Source organism: Pseudomonas sp. 2835 (assembly GCF_050435905.1).
Taxonomy (GTDB): domain Bacteria; phylum Pseudomonadota; class Gammaproteobacteria; order Pseudomonadales; family Pseudomonadaceae; genus Aquipseudomonas.
The window spans coordinates 1-20,818 of record NZ_JBNDLE010000027.1 but is presented as its reverse complement, the minus strand read 5'-3'; the positions used below and the strand labels follow the sequence as shown (position 1 = coordinate 20,818).

Here is a 20,818-nt window from a genome sequence, read left to right as displayed (position 1 = left end):
GTCAATCCTGCTATGATCGACGCCACTTTTTCCGTTCACGCCTTCAAGAGTGAATCCATGAGCACCGACAAGACCAATCAGTCCTGGGGCGGCCGCTTCAGTGAGCCCGTCGACGCCTTCGTCGCCCGTTTCACCGCCTCCGTCAACTTCGACCAGCGCCTGTACCGCCACGACATCATGGGTTCGATCGCCCACGCCACCATGCTGGCGAAGGTCGGCGTCCTCACCGACGCCGAGCGCGACACCATCATCGATGGCCTGAAAACCATCCAAGCTGAAATCGAGGCCGGCAACTTCGACTGGCGCGTCGACCTTGAAGACGTGCACATGAACATCGAAGCACGCCTGACCGACCGCATCGGCATCACCGGCAAGAAGCTGCACACCGGCCGCAGCCGCAACGACCAGGTCGCCACCGACATCCGCCTGTGGCTGCGTGACGAAATCGACCTGATCCTGGCCGAAATCACCCGCCTGCAGCAGGGCCTGCTGGAACAGGCCGAGCGCGAAGCCGAGACCATCATGCCCGGCTTTACCCACCTGCAAACCGCGCAGCCGGTAACTTTCGGCCACCACCTGCTGGCCTGGTTCGAAATGCTCAGCCGCGACTACGAGCGCCTGGTCGACTGCCGCAAACGCACCAACCGCATGCCCCTGGGCAGCGCTGCGCTGGCCGGCACCACCTACCCGATCGACCGCGAACTGACCTGCCAGCTGCTGGGCTTCGAAGCCGTGGGCGGCAACTCGCTGGACGGCGTTTCCGATCGCGACTTCGCCATCGAATTCTGCGCTGCCGCCAGCGTGGCGATGATGCACCTGTCGCGCTTCTCCGAAGAGCTGGTGCTGTGGACCAGCGCCCAGTTCCAGTTCATCGACCTGCCTGATCGCTTCTGCACCGGCAGCTCGATCATGCCGCAAAAGAAGAACCCGGACGTGCCGGAGCTGGTGCGCGGCAAGACCGGCCGTGTGTTCGGCGCCCTCACCGGCCTGCTGACCCTGATGAAAGGCCAGCCCCTGGCCTACAACAAGGACAACCAGGAAGACAAGGAGCCGCTGTTCGACGCCGCCGACACCCTGCGCGACTCGCTGCGCGCCTTCGCCGACATGATCCCGGCGATCAAGCCTCGCCACGCCATCATGCGCGAAGCGGCCCTGCGCGGCTTCAGCACCGCGACCGACCTGGCCGACTACCTGGTACGCCGCGGCTTGCCGTTCCGTGATTGCCACGAAATCGTCGGCCACGCGGTGAAGTACGGTGTCGATACCGGCAAGGACCTGGCCGAGATGAGCCTGGACGAACTGCGCCAGTTCAGCGACCAGATCGAACAGGACGTGTTCGCCGTGCTGACCCTCGAAGGTTCGGTCAACGCCCGTGACCACATCGGCGGTACTGCGCCTGCGCAAGTACGCGCTGCCGTAGCCCGCGGCAAGGCGCTGCTCGCCGCGCGCTAAGCCCCTCTCGCGTGTTGCTACCCGGCCAGTTCCGCCTGGGTGGCAGTCCGCAGCCGCTGCAGGAAAGCCGGTGTTTCGGCTTTCCTGTCAGCCGCGACCTTCTGCACATTAGGGTTCTCCCCCAGCCGCTCGAACAGCGCCCGGGCGCCCGGCAGTGGCTGCAGATAATCAATGCCGAACAAGCGCTGGCCAACCTGGCACGCCAGGTCGACGCTGTAGAGAAAATACAGATCGGCCAGGGTAAAACGCTCGCCTGCCACGTATGGCGCAAACCGGCCGCGCTGGGCCAGGGCGGTAAAGCCCTTGTCCAGGTCGCGCCGGGCCTTGGCCTTCAAGGCTTCCGGGGTGGCCCTGCCGGCAAAGAACACTTCGACATAGCAGTAACGGGCGGGCAGCTCGATATACAGCTCGATTTCCTTGGCCAAGGCGCGTACCTGCGCACGCTGGAAGGCATCGGCCGGTAACAGCGCAACCTCTGGGCGGGCTTCTTCGAGGTAATCGAGGATGGCGTCGGTTTCGCTGATAAACCCCTGCCCGACCTCCAGCACCGGCACCTTGCCACGTGGGCTGATCGCCAACACTTGCGGGTTCTGGCAGCCATGCAGAGGCACCTCCTCGAAGGGCAGGCGCTTTTCCAGCAGGGCGAGCTTGACCATGTTGTAGTAGTTGCTTGCAGAGAATCCGTGCAATCGGAACATTTCCGGCCTCCTAGCCGTATGAAGTCTCTGCATATTTGGAACGAAGCGAGCCAGAAAGCTACCGTACGCTTCCTGCAAGGGCGTAGGACCTTTCTGGATTTACTTCGTCTCCTGACCGATCAGCGCTTTCCCGAGCGCACCATTTCGAGGAATGCGGGCATCTGCGCCTCTTTATCAGCGGCAATCTTCTGCACGTTCGGGTTGCTCTTGAAGCGCTCCAGCAGTTCACGCGCCTGCGGGAAGTCTTCCAGCAGATCGACATCCAATACTTTCTTGCCCACGACATAGGCCAGGTCGACGCTGAAGCAGAACAGCATATCGGCGATGGTCAGGCTGTCGCCGGCCACATAGGGAGTGAACTTGCCATTGCGCTTGAGGGTGGCGATCCCGGCCAGCAACTCGTCCTTGGCCTTGGCCTTGATGGCTTCATCCACCTGCATGCCGAAGAACGCTTGCGGGTAGCAGGCGCGGGCCGGCAGTTCGATGTACAGCTCGATCTCCTGGGCCAGCTCGTGGACCTTGGCCTGGGCAAACACCCCCTCCGGCAGCAGCGCCTTGCCCGCCTGAGTCTGCTCGATGTAGTCGAGGATCAGGCTGGTTTCGCTGAGAAAACCGTGCTCGGTCTCCAGCACCGGCACCTTGCCGCGCGGGCTGACTTTCAGCGCTTCGGGGCGCTGGCCGCCAAAGAACAGCACCTCTTCAAAGGGTACGCCCTTTTCCAGCAGCGCCAGTTTGACCATGTTGTAGTAGTTGCTGACCGCGAATCCATGAAGCTTGAGCATGAAACAGCCTCCAGGCCGTAAAGGGGTTGGCCGGGTTGTTATAGACCCAAGTGCCGGGTACTGACCAGCATCATGAAGATTGTCGATAACAAGGCATTGCTGCCGGGCCCGTGGCAAACTGGGCACCCCAAAAGAGGAAAGCGCCCATGAGCGAACCAACTGATATCGACAACGACGAAGAAGAGTTCGCCGAGTCGACCCTGATCGAAGCGATCGAGAACCAGATCGAAAGCGATAACCCGCCAGCGGCCAAGGCCACGTTCAACAAGCTGACCCTGGTAGGTTACGAGCGTGAAGACATCCTCAACCTCATGGCCCACGTGCTGGCCTACGAGATTGACGCGATGCTCGAAGAGGACCGCGCGTTCAACACCGAATGGTATGAAACCGCCTTGCGCGCCTTGCCCGAGCTGCCGCCGGAAAAGGACTGAAGCAAAGCAGGATTTCCCTGACTACACTGCAAAACCAGGCACCGGCGACGGTGCTGCCCTCCTTGTCTGGAAGTCGGAGTCTTTATGTCGTTTACCCCCGAACTGATTGCCGAGCTGGAAGTCCTTGCCTTGTTCAACCTGGATAGCAGCCAGGAAGGCATCAAGGTTCATAACACCGCCTCCAAGGAGGTGATCGCTGCAGCGCGTCGCCTGTACGAGAAGAAGCTCACTGACCAGCCCGATGGCGGTTACCTGACCAGCCTTGGTCACGATGCTGCCGAGAACGTGCAGGTGTTGCTGAACATTCTGAATGTCGTCGAACCTGCCTGATCGGGACTGCCTTGCAGTCCATCGCCGGCAACGCCGGCTCCCACAGCGGGGGCTGGCCTTGCTAGCGGCAATCTCCACTCCATCGCTAATAAAATGGCGTCAAAATTAAAATAGCTTAAACTCGCCATTGCTCCCTAGACGGCCGGTTTCAGCTCGCCATGAACCACCCCCACGAAATTCGCCCCGACCTCGACCAGGGCATTGACCGCAAGGTGCTCAGCCAGCTGCGCCAACGCTTCCTGAAGCTCAACCAGGGGCGCCTGGGGCGTGCCATGGACGGGCTGTCGAGTCGTCAACAGCAGGTGCTGACCCTGCTGCCGCTGTTTTTCCACGTCAATCACCCGCTGCTGCCCGGGTATGTCTCTGGCACTACGCCCGCAGGCGTCGCCAATTTCGAGCCTGATGCGCAATTGCTGGCCGAAGCCCAGCGCCTGACCCGCTCGTTTTCGTACAAGGCCAGGCGCGGCAACCCGCCCCAGCCGATTCACGGGTTGTTCCTGATGGGCAGCCTGGGCACCCTGGCCCAGGCCGAGCAAAGCGATATGGACGTGTGGGTGTGTCACGCCGCCGACCTGAGCGAAAGCGAACTGGCGGAGCTGCGCAAAAAATGCCTGCTGCTGGAAACCTGGGCGGCCAGCCAAGGCGCCGAGGCCCACCTGTTTTTGATCGAGCCGCAGAGCTTCATCCAGGGCGAGCGCGACGGCCAGCTCAGCTCCGATGACTGCGGCACCACCCAGCATTACCTGCTGCTTGACGAGTTCTACCGCACCGCCATCTGGCTCGCCGGGCGTACGCCCTTGTGGTGGCTGGTGCCGGTCTATGAAGAGCCGCGCTACCGGCAATACATCGATACCCTGCTTTCCAAGCGTTTCGTGCGTGCCGAAGACCACCTCGACCTGGGCCACCTGGCCCATATCCCGCCGGGCGAGTTCGTCGGCGCCGGGCTCTGGCAGCTGTTCAAGGGCATCGAATCACCCTACAAGTCGGTGCTCAAGCTGCTGCTTACCGAGGTCTACGCCAGCGAACACCCGCAAGTGCAGTGCCTGAGCCTGCAATTCAAGCAGGCGGTGTTCAGCAATCGCCTCGACCTCGACCAGCTCGACCCCTACATGATGGTCTACCGGCGCATCGAGCAGTACCTGCAAGGCCGCGGCGAACGCGAGCGGCTGGAGCTGGTGCGGCGCAGCCTGTACCTGAAGGTCAACAAGAAGCTCGGCGGCCTGGCTCGCCAGCGCAGCGCCAGCTGGCAGCGGGACCTGCTGCAGCGCCTGAGCCAGGAATGGAGCTGGGACGAGCGCCAACTGGCGCTGCTCGACAGCCGCAGCCAGTGGAAAGTCCGCCAGGTTGCGGTCGAGCGCCGCGAGCTGGTGGCCGAGCTGAACTACAGCTACCGCTTCCTCTGCCAGTTCGCCCGCAGCCAGAACGCCACCAGCCGCATCGACCAGCGCGACCTCAGCGTGCTCGGCCGGCGCCTGTACGCCGCCTTCGAACGCCGCGCCGGCAAGGTCGAGTTCATCAACCCGGGCATTGCTCCGGACCTCGCCGAAGACACCCTGACCCTGGTGCAGTCACCCAACCGCAAGGAACCCGGGCAAACCCACTGGGGCCTGTACAACGGCAACCTGGGCGTGCACGAATGGGAGCACTTTGCGCCGATCAAGCGCTGCCGCGAACTGCTCGAACTGCTGACCTGGGCCCACCGCAACGGCGTGATCGACAGCAGCACGCGCCTGGCCCTGCACCCGGGTAGCAGCGATCTGAGCGAGTACGAGCTGTTCAACCTGCTCGGCAGCCTGCAACAGAGCGTCGCCCTGCCCCTGGCGGTGGTCAGCGAACAGCGCCTGCTGCAACCGAGCGTGGTGGACGAGATCCTGCTGCTGGTCAACGTCGGCGTCGACCCGCTGCAACACCACCGCGACCTGAACATCCTGATGACCACCGAGCGCACTGATTCGTTGAGCTATGCCGGGGTGCGCGAAAACCTGGTGCTGACCCTCGATCAGGTCACCCTCAACAGCTGGAACGAAGTGCAGGTGCACCGCTACGACGGCGAACATGCCCTGCTGCGCTGCCTGCGTGATTACCTCAACAGCCTCGGCGCCGGCCATACGCCCAGGCTGCGGGTCCGCTGCTTCTGCCACAACCGCGCCCAGGCCATCGCCCTGCGGGTCGAGGAAGTGTTCGCCAGCACCCAGGCGCTGCTGGCGCAGAACCTCAACCAGCGCTACCTCTTGCAGGTCGAACAGCACACCCATGTGCTGGAACTGCAACGCGGCGCGGTGAACCTGGTGACCCTCGACGATGAGGACGCGGTGCTGCGCTACCTGGGTGAAGAGCGCAGCGACTACAGCCCCCTGCACCTGGACGCCAATGCCCTTCAGGAGCTCGACCTGGCGCAGTTGCTGCCACTGGGGCAGCCGCAGTGCATCCAGTTGTTCTATCGACTGCAAGACGCCTGGGCCGATGTCTACGTCCTGGATGAGCACAACGCTCTGTGGCAGCAGCGCCTGCCGTTCCACGATGAAAGCAGCCTGTTGCTGCCGTTGCAGCGCTTCCTGCAGTCGATCGTGTTCCGCCGCGACGCGCGCCTGCCGCTGGACAGCCTGCAGGCCCAGGGTTCACTGGATATTCTTTATTACCAATTGTTGCCGTCGGGCACTGGCAAGGTTCGCCAGGTCGAAGCGCGCCAGGTCGAGGTCAAGGCCATCGACCGGCCGTACTACGAAGTGCAGGCGATTTTGCAGGCAGGCGCCAGCGACGACGTGCAAGTCACGCTGTACTGCAATCAGCGGGAGTTTTCCCAGCTCGAGCATGGCGACCAGCTGTATGCGGTGGTCGCCCGCGAGATCATCGAGCAGCGACGCGAGGCTGAGCGCTACCGCTGCTACATCACTGACCTGGATCTGTCGGGCCTGCTGGCCGACGGCCTGGGCTCGAGCATTCTCTACCTGCGCTACAAGGGCGAACTGGAGCGGGCGCTCAACGAGGCCCTGGCGCAGGCTTGAGCCTCAGAGGTCGAAATCGCCTGCCGCTTCTGGCTGGTACTCGACCTCAAGCAGTTTCAGCTTGAGGGTCTTGCCACCCGGGGCCGGCCAGTCGATCTGCTCACCTACCGACAAGCCCAGCAGCGCGCTGCCGATCGGCGCGAGGATGGAGATCTTGCCTTCGTCGGCGTTGGCGTCTTTCGGGTAGACCAGGGTCAGGTGGTAGTCCTTGCCGCTGGCTTCTTCGCGGCAATGAACCCGGGAGTTCATGGTCACGACACCGGCCGGAACTTCCTCGTGGCCGACCGTTTCGGCGCGGTCGAGCTCGTCTTGCAAGGCGAGCACACCCGGCGAGTCCTGCGTCTTCTCATCGAGGCTGTCGATCAGACGCTCGAGACGCTGCACGTCCAAGCGGGTGACGATAATGGAAGGGTTGGTGCTCATGATCCGGTCAGACTCCTTTTTCTGGGCGATATAAAGCAAAACCCCGCCCAAGGGCGGGGTTTGCAGGAATTCGGCACAGCCGAAACAGGTTCGACACTACCACAGCCAAGTAAATACACAATACCCGCAGGGTCTATGCCAACCCCGCCAGCTGTCGTCGCGCCAGCGCCTCGCGGCAGATCTGCCGGCGCTGCTCATCGTCGGCCGCACGCCACTGGCGAATGTCCTCGACGTGGCGGAAGCAGCCAATGCAGACCTTGTGCTCATCCAGCCGGCAGGTGCTGATGCACGGCGATGGCACTGCCGGGCTGACATTGCTGTAGAGCGGCTTGGCCGGCTTGGCTGCGCTGCTCATCAGATTTCGTCGAAATCGAGCTTTTCACCGATCCGCTCCCAGACGATGCGCTCCAGCATCTCGCCCAGCAGCTCTTCGGTCTTTTCACAGGTCCACTTGCCGCTCTGCTCGTCGTAGTCGAAGTGAAAACCACCGGACTTGTCAGCTAGCCACAGCTGGCGCAGCGGTTCCTGGCGGCTGAAGATCAGCTGGCTGCCGTTGTCGAACTTGATGGTCAGGACCCCTGCCGAGTTCTCCATGTCCAGATCCAGGTCAGTCTCGTCGAACAGGTCTTCCAGCGCCTGTTGGGTCGCGTCGACCAGGTCGTGAAAACGCGCTTCGGTCAAACTCATTGCAAGAACCTCAAAAATGTCTGCACACACGCAAGCCGGGCAAGATACGAGCGCGGCGCGCCGAATGCAAAGGATACCGACCTGCGTCCACCGGCGCAGCCACCACCCCGCCCGACGGCGGGCTGCCTGCATAGGCAAGGGGCCGGGCGCTCGGTATACTCGGGCGCAATACTGCTTATTACAAAGGATTACGCCATGAAGCGCCTGATCTCCACCCTCGCGGCGCTCGTCGCGGTTGCCTGCCTCGTTTCCGCCTGCGGCCAGAAGGGCCCGCTGTACCTGCCAGACGACAGCAAAGACGGTAAAAAGTCGCAATCGCACAAGCACCAGTAAGGGTAACCCATGGACGCTTTCAACTACCGCGACGGTCAGCTGTTCGCGGAAGGCGTGGCCCTGTCGGCCATCGCCGAACGTTTCGGCACGCCTACCTACGTCTACTCGCGCGCCCATATCGAGGCCCAGTACCGTAGCTACGCCGATGCCCTGGAGGGTGTTTCGCACCTGGTGTGCTTTGCCGTCAAGGCCAACTCCAACCTCGGCGTGCTGAACCTGCTGGCCCGCCTGGGCGCAGGTTTCGACATCGTTTCCGGCGGTGAACTGGAGCGTGTGCTGGCCGCTGGCGGACGTGCCGACCGCGTGGTGTTCTCCGGCGTCGGCAAGACCCGCGAAGACATGCGCCGCGCCCTGGAAGTCGGCGTGCACTGCTTCAACGTCGAATCCACCGACGAGCTCGAGCGCCTGCAGGTGGTGGCCGCCGAAATGGGCGTACGCGCGCCGGTTTCGCTGCGGGTCAACCCGGACGTCGATGCCGGCACTCACCCGTACATTTCCACGGGCCTGAAAGAAAACAAGTTCGGTATCGCCATCGCCGATGCCGAAGAGGTGTACATCCGCGCCGCGCAGTTGCCGAACCTCGAAGTGGTCGGCGTCGACTGCCATATCGGCTCGCAGCTGACCACCCTGGAACCCTTCCTCGATGCCCTCGACCGCCTGCTGGCGTTGATCGACCGCCTCGGCGACTGCGGCATCCTCCTGCGCCACCTGGACCTGGGTGGCGGCGTCGGCGTGCGCTATCGCGACGAAGAGCCGCCGCTGGCCGGCGACTACATCAAGGCCATCCGCGAGCGCGTCGGTGATCGCGACCTGGCCCTGGTTTTCGAACCGGGCCGCTACATCGTCGCCAATGCCGGCGTGCTGCTGACCCAGGTCGAGTACCTCAAGCACACCGAGCACAAGGATTTCGCCATCGTCGATGCGGCGATGAACGACCTGATCCGCCCGGCCCTGTACCAGGCCTGGATGAACGTCACCGCGGTACAGCCGCGTGTCGGTGAAGGCCGCACCTACGACATCGTCGGGCCGATCTGCGAGACCGGCGACTTCCTCGCCAAAGAGCGCGAGCTGAACCTGGCCGAAGGCGATCTGCTGGCGGTGCACTCGGCGGGCGCCTATGGTTTTGTCATGAGCTCGAATTACAACACCCGTGGTCGTTGTGCCGAAGTGCTGGTCGATGGTGACCAGGCCTTCGAAGTGCGTCGTCGCGAAACCGTGACCGAGTTGTTCGCCGGCGAAAGCCTGCTGCCGGAGTAAACCCATGCTGCTGCGTTTTACCAAGATGCATGGGCTGGGCAACGACTTCATGGTCCTCGACCTGGTCAGCCAGCACGCGCACATTCTGCCCAAGCACGCCAAGCAATGGGGCGACCGCCACACCGGCATCGGTTTCGACCAGTTGCTGATCGTCGAGGCACCGAGCAATCCGGAAGTGGATTTCCGCTACCGGATCTTCAACGCCGACGGCTCCGAGGTCGAACAGTGCGGCAACGGTGCGCGCTGCTTTGCGCGCTTTGTGCTGGACAAGCGCCTGACCGCGAAAAAACGCATCCGCGTCGAAACCAAGGGCGGCATCATTGAGCTGGACGTGCGCAACGACGGGCAGATCAGCGTCGACATGGGCCCGCCGCGGCTGGTGCCGGCCGATATCCCGTTCGAGGCGCCGGCCCAGGCCCTGAGCTACCCGCTCGAGGTCGCCGGGCGTAACGTCGAACTCTTCGCCGTATCCATGGGCAACCCCCATGCCGTGCTGCGGGTCGACGACATCAACGCCGCCCCGGTGCACGAACTGGGTGCGCAGATTGAACATCACCCGCGCTTCCCGCAGCGGGTCAATGTCGGTTTCATCCAGGTCATCGACCGTCATCGCGCGCAACTGCGGGTGTGGGAACGTGGCGCGGGCGAAACCCAGGCCTGCGGTACCGGTGCCTGCGCCGCTGCCGTGGCGGCGATCAGCCAGGGCTGGATGGATTCACCGCTGTTGATCGACCTGCCGGGTGGGCGCCTGTCCATCGAATGGGCAGGCCCGGGCAAGCCGGTGCTGATGACCGGCCCCGCCGTACGCGTGTTTGAAGGACAGGTTCGTCTATGAGTGAGTACCAGCCATGACCGATCAGCCCCAGGCTCCCGCCGAACAGCCCACCGACCTTAGCGCCGAGGGCTCGACGCCCACCCTCGGGGCTGAGGCCGTGGTTGCTTACCTGCGCGACAACCCGACGTTCTTCGCCGAGCATGATGAGTTGCTCAGCGAGCTGCACATCCCCCATCAGCGTGGCGATACCGTGTCGCTGGTCGAGCGCCAGCTCAAGCTGCTACGCGACCGCAACATCGAAATGCGCCACCGTCTTTCGCAACTGATGGACGTCGCCCGCGACAACGACCGGCTGTTCGACAAGACGCGCCGGCTGATCCTCGACCTGCTCGATGCCGACAGCCTCGAAAGCGTGGTCATGGCCGTCGAAGACAGCCTGCGCCAGGAATTCAAGGTGCCTTTTGTCAGCCTCATCCTGTTCGGCGAAACCGCGGCGCCGGTCGGCCGCTGGGTCAACAGCAGCGACGCCCAGCAAGCCATCGGCGGCCTGTTGTGCGCCGGCAAGACGGTCAGCGGCAACCTGCGTGACCACGAGCTGGATTTTCTGTTCGGCGAAGAGCAGCGCAAAGAAGTCGGCTCCAGCGCCGTCGCCACCCTCAACCACCAGGGCCTGCACGGCGTACTGGCGATCGGCAGCCGCGATCCGCAGCATTACAAGAGCACGGTCGGTACCCTGTTCCTCAGCTACATCGCCGAAGTGCTCGGCCGGGTCGTCCCGCGCCACACCCAGACCCTGCGTCCGGTGCGCTAGTGGAACGCCAGCTGGAGGCCTTCTGCGCGCACTTGCGCAACGAGCGCCAGGTGTCCGAACACACCCAGCTGGCCTACCGGCGCGACCTCGAAAGCGTCCTGGCCTACTGTACCAAGGGCGGCATCGATAGCTGGAGCGCCCTACAGATCCAGCACCTGCGCCAGCTGATCGCCCGCCAGCATCACCAGGGCCAGTCTTCGCGCAGCCTTGCGCGCCTGCTCTCGGCGGTGCGCGGTTTCTACCGTTACCTCAATCGCGAAGGCCATTGCAGTCACGACCCGGCCAATGGCCTGTCGGCGCCCAAGGGCGAGCGGCGCCTGCCCAAGACCCTCGACACCGACCGGGCCCTGCAGTTGCTCGAAGGCGCGGTGGAAGATGAATTTCTCGCCCGCCGCGACCAGGCCATGCTCGAGCTGTTCTACTCTTCAGGCCTGCGCCTGTCGGAGTTGACCAGCCTCAACCTGGAGCAGCTCGACCTGCCTGGCGGCCTGGTGCAGGTACACGGCAAAGGCAGCAAGACCCGCGTGCTGCCGGTCGGTCGCAAGGCCCGCGAGGCGCTGGAGCAATGGCTGCCACTGCGCGCCGGCAGCGGCCCGCAGGACGGCGCGGTGTTCGTCAGCCAGCAGGGCCGGCGCCTGGGCCCACGGGCCATTCAACTGCGGGTGCAGGCCGCCGGCGCCCGCGAGCTGGGCCAGAACCTGCATCCGCACATGTTGCGACACTCCTTCGCCAGCCACCTGCTGGAATCGTCCCAGGACCTGCGCGCCGTGCAGGAGATGCTCGGCCATGCCGACATCGCCACCACGCAGATCTACACTCACCTGGACTTCCAGCACCTGGCCGCCGTGTATGACAGCGCCCATCCTCGGGCCAAACGCAGTAAGGGCAGTGACTCATGAGCATCAAGCTGATCACCTTCGACCTCGACGACACCCTGTGGGACACCGCGCCGGTGATCGTCAGCGCCGAGACCACCCTGCGCGACTGGCTGGCGGCCAATGCGCCAACCCTGGGCGCGGTTCCGGTCGAGCACCTGTACGCCATCCGCGAGCGCCTGGTGCAGGCAGAGCCAGGGCTCAAACACCGCATCAGCGCCCTGCGCCGGCGCGTGCTGTTCCATGCCCTGGAAGAGGTCGGCTACAGCGAGAACAAGGCCCGGGAGCTTGCCAACGAAGGCTTCGAGGTGTTCCTCCACGCCCGCCACCAGATCGACATCTTCCCCGAGGTGCAGCCGGTGCTGGAGATTCTCCGTCGCCACTACACCCTGGGCGTGGTCACCAATGGCAACGCCGATGTGCGCCGCCTTGGCCTGGCCGATTACTTCAAGTTCGCCCTGTGCGCCGAAGACTTAGGGATAGGCAAGCCCGACCCGCAACCCTTCCTCGAAGCCCTGCGCCAAGGCGAAGTCGAGGCGGATGCGGCGGTGCACATTGGCGATCACCCCGGCGATGACATTGCCGGGGCCCAGCGCGCCGGCCTACGGGCGATCTGGTTCAACCCCCAGGGCAAGGCATGGGAAGCCGAGAACCGCCCTGATGCACAGATACAGCGGTTGTCTCAGCTGCCTGATCTGCTCAACAGCTGGCGCTGAACAGCAGACACAAAAAAGCCCGCAGCGACGGCGGGCTTTCTTGCTGACGGGGCCACTCAGATAGGGCGGCTACCGTACTTGTTGTCCGGCTTCTTGGGCGGATCGGCGACCACGTTGGCCTCCACTTCCTGCACCTTGCCACCACGGGAGAGGAACTCTTCCATAGCCTTGGCCAGGGCATCACGCTCCTTCTGCTTGGCTTCCATGCTCGGCATCTCGTCTACCGAGACTGCTGCCTTGGACTTGCCCTTGGCTGCAGGAGCCGGGCTATCGTCGCTATCATCGACAGCTACATCATCAGCTGCCGCTTCGAGGCCTTCATCGCCTTCGTCTTCGTCGCCTACTTCGAGGTCGTCAGTTTCCAGATCATCGTCGCTCATGTTCTACCTCATGACTTGCGAAAAGCAGATTAGTTATAGACCAGCAACGTCGAAAATCGACAGCTGCCAGAAAAAATTCAAGGTCCGCAGGCAGGCTACGGGCCGTGGTTGCGCCACAACGAATGGCGAGAACCGGGCAAACCCCACGTCACGGGCGAGGTCTGTACAAATAAAGAGCGGGCGGCGTTAACGCGCCGACATACCCTGGCGTGATCGACTCGCTTATTGGCAAGCCTAGCAAAGGGTACGAAAGTTTGCGGACAGGTCGTCAGCACCCTTCGGCGCGCATTCTAGCGTGCTCAGAGAAAAAGCAAAGTGCCTAAATTTCACTGAACGCTGTAAGTTTTCTGCCCACGTCTCATGCTGCCGGAAAAGCTCGCCTGGAAACCGTTTGCGCCTTACCGAACTGACAAAATCCGGGCAAAAAAATGCCCGGCAAGCCGGGCAAGTTTTTTTCGAGGCTGTTACAGGTTGTAGCCGCGCTCGTTGTGTTGCGCCAGGTCGAGGCCGACCGACTCTTCTTCTTCGTTGACCCGCAGGCCCATGACCAGATCCAGCACCTTGAGAATCACGTAAGTGACGATCGCGGTGTAGATCACGGTGAAGCCGACGCCCTTGGCCTGAATCCAGACTTGCGCGCCGATGTCTTCGACGGTGCCGAAGCCGCCCAGCGCCGGGGCTGCGAACACGCCAGTGAGGATCGCGCCGACGATACCGCCGATGCCGTGCACGCCGAAGGCATCCAGGGAGTCGTCGTAGCCCAGCTTGCGCTTGAGGCTGGTGGCGCAGAAGTAGCAGATCACGCCCGCCACCAAGCCGATTACCAGGGCGCCCATGGGCCCGACGGTGCCGGCAGCCGGGGTGATGGCCACAAGACCTGCTACCACGCCCGAGGCGATGCCCAGCGCGCTTGGTTTACCGTGGGTCAGCCACTCGGCGAACATCCAGCCCAGGGCCGCTGCCGCGGTAGCAATCTGGGTCACCAGCATGGCCATGCCGGCAGTGCCGTTGGCGGCTGCCGCGGAGCCTGCGTTGAAGCCGAACCAGCCGATCCACAGCATGGCGGCGCCCATCAGGGTGTAACCGAGGTTGTGCGGCGCCATCGGCGTGGTCGGGAAGCCCTTGCGCTTGCCCAGCACCAGGCAGGCCACCAGGCCGGCGATACCGGCGTTGATGTGCACCACGGTGCCGCCAGCGAAGTCGAGCACGCCCCAGTCCCACATCAGGCCGCCATTACCGCTCCAGACCATGTGGGCGATGGGCGCATAGACCAGGGTGAACCAGATGGCCATGAAGATCAGCATCGCCGAGAACTTCATGCGCTCGGCAAAGGCACCGACGATCAGCGCCGGGGTGATGATCGCGAAGGTCATCTGGAAGGTAATGAATACCGCCTCAGGGAACAGCGCCGCCGAAGAGGTCAGGCTCGCCGGGGTCACGCCGGCGAGAAACGCCTTGGACAGACCACCAACGAAGGAATTGAAGTTGACTACACCTTGCTCCATACCGGTGGTATCGAACGCCAGGCTATAGCCGTAAACCACCCACAGGACGCTGATCAGGCCGGTGATCGCAAAGCACTGCATCATCACCGACAGCACGTTCTTGGAACGCACCATGCCGCCGTAAAACAGGGCCAGACCAGGGATGGTCATGAACAGCACCAAGGCTGTGGCGGTCAACATCCAGGCGGTGTCGCCGGAGTTGAGCACGGGGGCTGCCTCCTCTGCCATGGCCAGGCCGGGCATTACGAGGGACAAAAGGGCTCCTAGCCCTGCGAACTGACGCAGAGTCATATTGTTATCTCCTGGGGCGTTGGGGTTTGGTGAGGCTTTTTTTAGATCGCGTCGGTATCGGTTTCGCCGGTACGGATGCGAATCGCCTGCTCCAGATTGACCACGAAAATCTTGCCGTCACCGATCTTGCCGGTGTTGGCCGCCTTGGTGATCGCCTCGATGACCCGGTCCAGATCCTTGTCATCGATGGCGACGTCGATCTTCACCTTGGGCAGGAAATCGACCACATATTCAGCGCCGCGATACAGCTCGGTGTGACCTTTCTGCCGGCCGAAACCTTTGACTTCAGTGACAGTGATGCCCTGCACGCCGATTTCGGACAGCGACTCGCGCACGTCGTCCAACTTGAACGGCTTGATGATGGCAGTGACTAGCTTCATGAAACTCTCTCCCGAATTGGTGGACTTGCCCCAGGAAAACAAACCCGACTCAAGTCTAAGCGCAGTGCCTGGCTTTGTAACGCGTCGTCATGGTGACTGCATCAGTGCATGGGTCATGAAGGACATAGCAGAAAGCTTGCCAGAATGGTTAAAGCCCCTGATTACAGGGACTTAGGTTGCGCAGCCCGACTTGGCCAGTCGCCAGCACGGTTTTGATGCACAACAACGGTGCGCGGCGTTTCGCCGCCATGCGCGAAAAGCGTGCAGCATTGGGGCACTAAGGCTGCGTGCTACACTGGCGCCCCATTGCATACTGTGGACAGCCGAATATGCTCGCGCCCAAAGCCTTTCTTGATGCCCTGAGCGACCAGGCCTCGCGCCTGTTCAGCGGCGACACCTCGCAGCCCCGCAGCGAAATCGAAAGCCAGTTCAAAGCCCTGCTGCAAAGCGGCTTCAGCAAACTCGAACTGGTCAGCCGGGAAGAATTCGACAGCCAGATGGTCGTCCTGGCCCGCACCCGTGCCCGCCTTGAAGCGCTCGAAGCCAAGGTCGCGGAAATGGAAGCACGCCTGAACCCGCCTGCCGCCGAGTGAGCCTGCGATGACGCCATCTGCTGAATATCCGGTGCTGTTGTTCTCCTACGGCACCCTGCAGGACAAAGCCGTGCAGCTGGCCAACTTCGGCCGCGAACTGGTCGGCCAGACTGACCAGATGCTCGGTTACAGCCAGACATGGGTGGAAATTACCGACCCGCAAGTCCTGGCCACCAGCGGCAAGACCCATCACCCGATCGTCACCCCCAGCAGCAATGCAAACGACTGCGTGGCCGGCATGGTCTTGCAGATCAGCGAAGCTGAACTTGCGGCGGCGGACGCCTATGAAGTGGCCGACTACAAGCGGGTTGCGGTGACCCTGGCCTCTGGTCTGACGGCCTGGGTTTACGTGCGCGCCTGAGCTCATGGCGTGGCTGGCTGAGCTGGCCTCATCGCGGGTCAAGTCGAGTCGTCGCACCGCCGCTCCCACAAGGGGCTGTGTACGCCGGACCTGTGGGAGCTGGCCTTGCCAGCGATCGAGCGCAAAGCGCTCGCAAAAACACGCCGGAAAAAACCTGACTCACTCTTCCGCGCCTTGATCCGCTCCACCCCACTACGCTTGCAGAGCCGCAGGACGCGGCCTCGTCTAGATCATGGAGCGTTCATGTCCCTCGCCCTTGTCCACAGCCGTGCCCAGGTCGGTGTTTCGGCCCCGGCGGTCAGTGTTGAAGCGCATCTGGCCAATGGTCTGCCGGCACTGACCCTGGTTGGCCTGCCGGAAGCAACCGTGAAAGAAAGCAAGGATCGGGTGCGTAGCGCGATCCTCAATTCCGGCCTGGAATTCCCCGCCCGGCGCATCACCCTCAACCTCGCGCCAGCCGACCTGCCCAAGGATGGCGGGCGCTTCGACCTGGCCATCGCCCTGGGGATTCTCGCCGCCAACGGCCAGTTCCCGATTGCAGCGCTTGGCGAGGTGGAATGCCTGGGCGAACTGGCGCTGTCCGGGGCGATCCGCTCGGTGCAAGGTGTTCTGCCCGCCGCCTTGGCTGCACGAGCAGCCGGTCGGGCCCTGGTCGTGCCGCAAGAAAATGCCGAAGAAGCCTGTCTGGCATCGGGGCTGGTGGTGTTTGCAGTCAGTCACCTGCTGGAGCTGGTCGCCCACTTCAACGGCCACACCCCGCTCAATCCCTACGCAGCCAACGGCCTGTTGCTGCAGATCCGCCCCTACCCAGACCTCAACGAAGTACAGGGCCAGCAAGCCGCCAAGCGCGCGCTACTGGTCGCGGCCGCAGGCGCACACAACCTGCTGTTCAGCGGCCCTCCGGGCACCGGCAAAACCCTGCTCGCCAGCCGCCTGCCCGGCCTGTTGCCGCCGCTGGATGAGCGCGAGGCACTGGAGGTGGCAGCGATCCAGTCGGTGGCCAGCCATGTACCGCTGAGCAGCTGGCCGCAGCGGCCGTTTCGCCATCCGCATCACTCGGCCTCCGGTGCTGCACTGGTCGGCGGTGGCAGCCGACCGCAGCCCGGGGAAATCACCCTGGCCCACCTCGGCGTGCTGTTTCTCGATGAGCTACCAGAGTTCGAACGACGTGTATTGGAGGTGCTGCGCGAACCCCTGGAGTCCGGCGAAATCGTTATCGCCCGGGCCAAGGACAAGATCCGCTTTCCGGCGCGCTTCCAGCTGGTCGCCGCCATGAACCCCTGCCCCTGTGGATATTTTGGCGACCCCACCGGGCGCTGTCGCTGCAGCAGCGAGCAGATCCAGCGCTACCGCAACAAACTCTCCGGGCCCCTGCTCGACCGCATCGACCTGCACCTGACCGTCGCCCGCGAAGCCACGGCACTGTCCACCAACAGCAGCCATGGCGAAAGCAGCGCCACCATAGCCGCGCAAGTCGCCGCCGCCCGCGACATCCAGCAACAGCGCCAGGGCTGCGCCAACGCCTTCCTCGACCTACCCGGCCTGCGCCAGTATTGCGGGTTATCCACAGCCGACCAGACCTGGCTGGAAAGCGCCTGCGAACGCCTGACCCTGTCGCTACGCGCCGCCCACCGCCTGCTCAAGGTGGCGCGCACCCTGGCTGATCTGGAACAGCTGGACAACATTGGCCGCGAGCACCTGGCCGAGGCGCTGCACTATCGCCCCAACAACCAGTAGTAAATCCCCGCATTCTGCTCTTAACTTGGCAACAGCCCACCGCACCGAGACCGGTATGTTCGCATTCGTCCAGAGTTACCCGCTGTTGCTCGGCATTACCCTGATCGTGCTCGACCTCACGCTCTGGCAGCTTATACCCGCCCATCGCCGACCTTTGCGCATTGGTGTACGTCTGTTGGCGTTTTCGCTGTTCACCTGGGTGCTGATCAGCGCCGGAGTCAGCCCGTTGCAACCTGCGCCCTGGGTCGAGGATGTGCCGCGCAATCTGTTGGCAACGGTGTTGGGGATCGCCTGGTGGCTGTTTGCGGCGCGCGCCGCGACGGTGGTGATCGGTCTGGTGCTGGTTGCCCGTAGTGGCCACACCGGGCGTTTGCTGCAGGATGTGCTGGGTGCGGTGATCTTCCTGGTGGCCATTGTGGCTGCGGCGGCCTATGTGCTGCAGTTGCCGGTCAAAGGCCTGCTGGCAACCTCGGGGGTGATGGCGATCGTCATCGGCCTGGCGCTGCAGAGCACACTCAGTGATGTGTTCTCCGGCATTGTACTGAACACCACCCGCCCCTATCAGATCGGCGACTCGATCAGCATCGACGGCACCGAAGGCAAGGTCATCGAGATCGACTGGCGCGCCACCCGCCTGCTCACTGGCAACGGCAGCATGGCGGTGATTCCCAACTCGGTGGCGGCCAAGGCCAAGCTGCTCAACTTCAGTCAGCCCAGCGATGTCCACGGTGTCTCCATCAGCGTCGTGGTGCCAGCCAAGGTGCGCCCACGGCGGGTGCTCGATGCATTGGAGAAAACCTTGCAGGGCACGCGCTCGTTGCTGACCAGCCCGGCGCCGAAGGCCACGATCAAGAGTTCGAGCCTGGAGTCGGTGGAGTACGAGGCTAGTGGCTTTGTCAGTTCCATGAGCCAGAAGACCGAGGTACGCAACCATATGTTCGACCTCGCCCACCGGCACCTGGAAGCCGCCGGCGTGGTGTGGAACAGCGACTCCCAGCCCGGCCAGATGTGGAACCGCCAGCGCGCCCTGCTCGAAGACGTGCGGATCTTCCGCTCATTGAGCAACGAAGAGAAAGACAACCTCAGCCAGCGCATGACCGCCGTGGAATACCTGGCCGACCAGGTGATCCTCGGTGTCGGCGACAGTTCGGACTTCCTGCTGGTGATTGGCACCGGGGTGGTGTCGGTCGGGATTCGTGATGGTGACAAGCAGCTTGAAGCCGGGCGCATGGGCCCGGGTGAGGTATTGGGAGTGGAGGGCTTGCTGGAAGCGGATGATTCCACTGCCGAGTTCCGCACCCTGACCAGTTGCATCCTCTACCGCATCGACAAGGACGAAGTGCGCAGCTGCCTTGAGCAACGCAACGAGGTCAAGACCGCGCTGCTCAAGCTGCAACGCATCCGCCAACAAACCCGCCAGTCACTGCTTGAGCAAAAGCCTGCAGCCATCAAGAAAGGCGGCTTTCTCAGCTGGCTGCACAAGTAGCGGTCAGAGCACCACGCGCAAGCACTGCCCGGCGTGATACAGCGAGAACCCGGTTTCGTAGAAGCCGGTCCGCAGCGCCGGTGCCGACACTGGCTTCATTGCCGAGAACGGAATCGGCAAGGCATCGGGGTTATCGCACAACAGGTACTGGGCGAAGGCTTTGCCGATCACCGTGCCGGTCGTGTTGCCGCGACCGTTATAGCCGGTGACGGCGACGATGCCCGGTGCAGGTTCAAACAGGCGCATCAGGTGGTCCGGGGTAAAATCGATGCAGCCGGTCCAGTGCATTTCCCACTCGACCTTGCCCAATTGCGGGAAGTAGTGGTTCTGGATGCGGTTGGCCCAGCTGCGGATGAACCAGGCTGGCTTGTTGTCGACCCGCCCAAGGCTGCCGAGCAACAGGCGCCCCTCATCATCGCGACGGATGCTGCTGAGCACCGTGCGCGTATCCCACGAACCTTGGCCGTGCTTGAGCACGTTATCGGCAGCGGCGCCTTGCAGCGGCACCGATGCAACCTGGTAGTAGTAGCCACGGAAAAACTGGCGCTGCAGGTTGGTCCAGTCGCCTTCGGTGTAAGCGCCGGTGGAGATCACCACCTTGTCGACGCTGACCGAACCCTGGGCGGTTTTCACCCGCCAGTTGCTGCCTTCACGCTCCAGGCCTTGCACGGCGGACTGCTGGAAGATCTGCCCGCCCAGGCGCTCGACCGCAGCGGCCAGGCCCTGGGTATACGCCATGGGGTTGATGGTGCCGGCGCGGCGATCAAGCAGCGCGGCGGAAATTTTATCGGTACCGCAATATTCTTCGCACTTTGCCCCGGTCAGCAGCTCGACATCGGCGCCGCGCCGGCTCCATTGCTGGTGACGGGCTTCGAGGTCGGCAACGCCGGTGGCGTTGTGGGCCATGTGCAGGGTGCCGGTGTTGTGGGCCTGGCAGTCGATACCCAGGCGTTCGATGGTGGCGAACACTTCGCCCGGCGCCTCGCCCAGTACCTTGTTCAAGCGGCTGCCTTGCTTCTGGCCAAGGGTCGCTTCGACGTCGTCCGGACGAATCCAGGTGCCGGCGTTGACCAGGCCGACGTTGCGCCCGGAACCGCCGTGGCCGATTTTCCAGGCTTCGAGGAGGATGACTGACTTGCCCTGCTCGAGCAGGTGGATAGCTGCCGACAGGCCAGTGATGCCGCCACCGATGATGCACACATCGGCCTTGAGTTCGGCGCTCAGCACACGAGATGACGCGGCGGGCTGGGTGACGTGCTCCCAGAGGCATTGTTGACGCAGTTCTGGCATGGCCGGCTTCCTGTTTTATTCTTGTGCGGTGGTGTTCTTATCGCCGGCAAGGCCGGCTCCCACAAGGATCTCTGTTGTATGCAGGACCTGTGGGAGCCGGCCTTGCCGGCGATGGGGCCGACGCGGTCGTCAGTCGAAGACAATCCCCTGCGCCAGCGGCAGCTCGCGGGAATAGTTCACGGTATTGGTCTGCCGGCGCATGTAGGCCTTCCACGAATCC

The 20,818-nt window shown here is 63.3% G+C and carries 23 protein-coding genes; 14 read left to right on the top strand and 9 right to left on the bottom strand.

Translation table 11 applies throughout. The features are described 5' to 3' along the window. Positions 1-57 precede the first annotated feature (57 nt). The gene (gene argH / locus ABIE20_RS25260) at positions 58-1,452 is read left to right on the top strand and encodes an argininosuccinate lyase (protein WP_429508118.1); all 1,395 of its coding nucleotides are present in this window, start codon (positions 58-60) and stop codon (positions 1,450-1,452) included. 17 nt (positions 1,453-1,469) lie between these two features. On the opposite strand, the gene ABIE20_RS25255 is transcribed toward argH, so the two are convergent. Together ABIE20_RS25255 and ABIE20_RS25250 are read right to left on the bottom strand one after the other, a co-directional pair. After that, a complete protein-coding gene (locus ABIE20_RS25255; RefSeq protein WP_429508117.1) occupies positions 1,470-2,150 on the bottom strand; it encodes a glutathione S-transferase family protein in 681 nt (226 codons plus the stop codon). Positions 2,151-2,269: 119 nt separating this feature from the next. After that, positions 2,270-2,932, bottom strand: coding sequence for a glutathione S-transferase (locus ABIE20_RS25250; RefSeq protein WP_429508115.1), 663 nt, complete (start codon positions 2,930-2,932; stop codon positions 2,270-2,272). Between the two features lie 146 nt (positions 2,933-3,078). On the opposite strand from ABIE20_RS25250, the gene ABIE20_RS25245 reads away from it, so the two are divergent. The 3 genes from ABIE20_RS25245 to ABIE20_RS25235 all read left to right on the top strand — a co-directional run bounded on the left by ABIE20_RS25245 (position 3,079) and on the right by ABIE20_RS25235 (position 6,698). Beyond that, positions 3,079-3,363: a hypothetical protein gene (locus ABIE20_RS25245; RefSeq protein WP_429508114.1), complete on the top strand. Its 285-nt coding sequence runs from the start codon at positions 3,079-3,081 to the stop codon at positions 3,361-3,363. 84 nt (positions 3,364-3,447) lie between these two features. Then, the gene (locus ABIE20_RS25240; RefSeq protein WP_045200993.1) at positions 3,448-3,693 is read left to right on the top strand and encodes a TIGR02647 family protein; all 246 of its coding nucleotides are present in this window, start codon (positions 3,448-3,450) and stop codon (positions 3,691-3,693) included. A 158-nt stretch (positions 3,694-3,851) separates the two neighbouring features. Then, positions 3,852-6,698 carry a class I adenylate cyclase gene (locus ABIE20_RS25235; RefSeq protein ID WP_429508113.1) on the top strand — a complete coding sequence of 949 codons (2,847 nt, stop codon included), beginning with the start codon at positions 3,852-3,854 and terminating at the stop codon, positions 6,696-6,698. Between the two features lie 3 nt (positions 6,699-6,701). On the opposite strand, the gene rnk is transcribed toward ABIE20_RS25235, so the two are convergent. From rnk to cyaY, 3 genes are all read right to left on the bottom strand, one after another. Continuing rightward, positions 6,702-7,121, bottom strand: a complete 420-nt coding sequence (gene rnk, locus ABIE20_RS25230) for a nucleoside diphosphate kinase regulator (RefSeq protein WP_429508111.1) — start codon at positions 7,119-7,121, stop codon at positions 6,702-6,704. Between the two features lie 133 nt (positions 7,122-7,254). Then, on the bottom strand, positions 7,255-7,476 hold the full coding sequence (locus ABIE20_RS25225; RefSeq protein ID WP_123566921.1) for a DUF1289 domain-containing protein: 222 nt from the start codon (positions 7,474-7,476) through the stop codon (positions 7,255-7,257). Then, positions 7,476-7,808 (bottom strand): iron donor protein CyaY, encoded by a 333-nt coding sequence (cyaY, locus tag ABIE20_RS25220; RefSeq protein ID WP_133213881.1) that lies wholly within the window; start codon positions 7,806-7,808, stop codon positions 7,476-7,478. Before cyaY ends, ABIE20_RS25225 begins: the two co-directional genes overlap by 1 nt. Positions 7,809-8,003: 195 nt before the next feature. Between cyaY and lptM the strand changes: the two genes are divergently transcribed. Genes lptM through ABIE20_RS25190 form a run of 6 tightly spaced genes read left to right on the top strand, consistent with a single transcriptional unit; the run spans position 8,004 to position 12,575 of the window. Next, positions 8,004-8,141, top strand: a complete 138-nt coding sequence (gene lptM / locus ABIE20_RS25215) for an LPS translocon maturation chaperone LptM (RefSeq protein WP_045200983.1) — start codon at positions 8,004-8,006, stop codon at positions 8,139-8,141. 9 nt (positions 8,142-8,150) lie between these two features. Next, complete coding sequence (gene lysA / locus ABIE20_RS25210; protein WP_429508109.1) at positions 8,151-9,398, top strand: diaminopimelate decarboxylase; 1,248 nt, start codon at positions 8,151-8,153, stop codon at positions 9,396-9,398. A gap of 4 nt (positions 9,399-9,402) precedes the next feature. Then, positions 9,403-10,233: a diaminopimelate epimerase gene (gene dapF, locus ABIE20_RS25205; protein ID WP_429508107.1), complete on the top strand. Its 831-nt coding sequence runs from the start codon at positions 9,403-9,405 to the stop codon at positions 10,231-10,233. 13 nt (positions 10,234-10,246) lie between these two features. Beyond that, positions 10,247-10,984 (top strand): DUF484 family protein, encoded by a 738-nt coding sequence (locus ABIE20_RS25200; protein ID WP_429508106.1) that lies wholly within the window; start codon positions 10,247-10,249, stop codon positions 10,982-10,984. Then, positions 10,984-11,883 carry a tyrosine recombinase XerC gene (xerC, locus tag ABIE20_RS25195; protein ID WP_429508104.1) on the top strand — a complete coding sequence of 300 codons (900 nt, stop codon included), beginning with the start codon at positions 10,984-10,986 and terminating at the stop codon, positions 11,881-11,883. Before ABIE20_RS25200 ends, xerC begins: the two co-directional genes overlap by 1 nt. Next, positions 11,880-12,575, top strand: coding sequence for an HAD family hydrolase (locus tag ABIE20_RS25190; protein ID WP_429508103.1), 696 nt, complete (start codon positions 11,880-11,882; stop codon positions 12,573-12,575). Before xerC ends, ABIE20_RS25190 begins: the two co-directional genes overlap by 4 nt. Before the next feature lie 56 nt (positions 12,576-12,631). Here the strand turns inward: ABIE20_RS25190 and sutA are convergent, their stop codons facing one another. From sutA to glnK, 3 genes are all read right to left on the bottom strand, one after another. Then, entirely contained in the window at positions 12,632-12,955 is a 324-nt protein-coding gene (gene sutA, locus ABIE20_RS25185; RefSeq protein ID WP_429508102.1) for a transcriptional regulator SutA, read from the bottom strand. Positions 12,956-13,419: 464 nt separating this feature from the next. After that, positions 13,420-14,751, bottom strand: coding sequence for an ammonium transporter (locus ABIE20_RS25180; protein WP_036994872.1), 1,332 nt, complete (start codon positions 14,749-14,751; stop codon positions 13,420-13,422). A 41-nt stretch (positions 14,752-14,792) separates the two neighbouring features. After that, positions 14,793-15,131 (bottom strand): P-II family nitrogen regulator, encoded by a 339-nt coding sequence (glnK, locus tag ABIE20_RS25175; RefSeq protein WP_002555808.1) that lies wholly within the window; start codon positions 15,129-15,131, stop codon positions 14,793-14,795. 329 nt (positions 15,132-15,460) lie between these two features. Between glnK and ABIE20_RS25170 the strand changes: the two genes are divergently transcribed. From ABIE20_RS25170 to ABIE20_RS25155, 4 genes are all read left to right on the top strand, one after another. Then, positions 15,461-15,724 carry an accessory factor UbiK family protein gene (locus tag ABIE20_RS25170; protein WP_010221117.1) on the top strand — a complete coding sequence of 88 codons (264 nt, stop codon included), beginning with the start codon at positions 15,461-15,463 and terminating at the stop codon, positions 15,722-15,724. 7 nt (positions 15,725-15,731) lie between these two features. After that, a complete protein-coding gene (locus ABIE20_RS25165; RefSeq protein ID WP_429508100.1) occupies positions 15,732-16,085 on the top strand; it encodes a gamma-glutamylcyclotransferase family protein in 354 nt (117 codons plus the stop codon). Positions 16,086-16,328: 243 nt separating this feature from the next. Further along, positions 16,329-17,822, top strand: a complete 1,494-nt coding sequence (locus ABIE20_RS25160; RefSeq protein ID WP_429508099.1) for a YifB family Mg chelatase-like AAA ATPase — start codon at positions 16,329-16,331, stop codon at positions 17,820-17,822. A gap of 55 nt (positions 17,823-17,877) precedes the next feature. After that, on the top strand, positions 17,878-19,308 hold the full coding sequence (locus tag ABIE20_RS25155; protein WP_429508097.1) for a mechanosensitive ion channel domain-containing protein: 1,431 nt from the start codon (positions 17,878-17,880) through the stop codon (positions 19,306-19,308). Between the two features lie 3 nt (positions 19,309-19,311). Here the strand turns inward: ABIE20_RS25155 and amaA are convergent, their stop codons facing one another. After that, complete coding sequence (gene amaA / locus ABIE20_RS25150) at positions 19,312-20,598, bottom strand: L-pipecolate oxidase (protein ID WP_429508095.1); 1,287 nt, start codon at positions 20,596-20,598, stop codon at positions 19,312-19,314. Positions 20,599-20,818 lie beyond the last annotated feature (220 nt).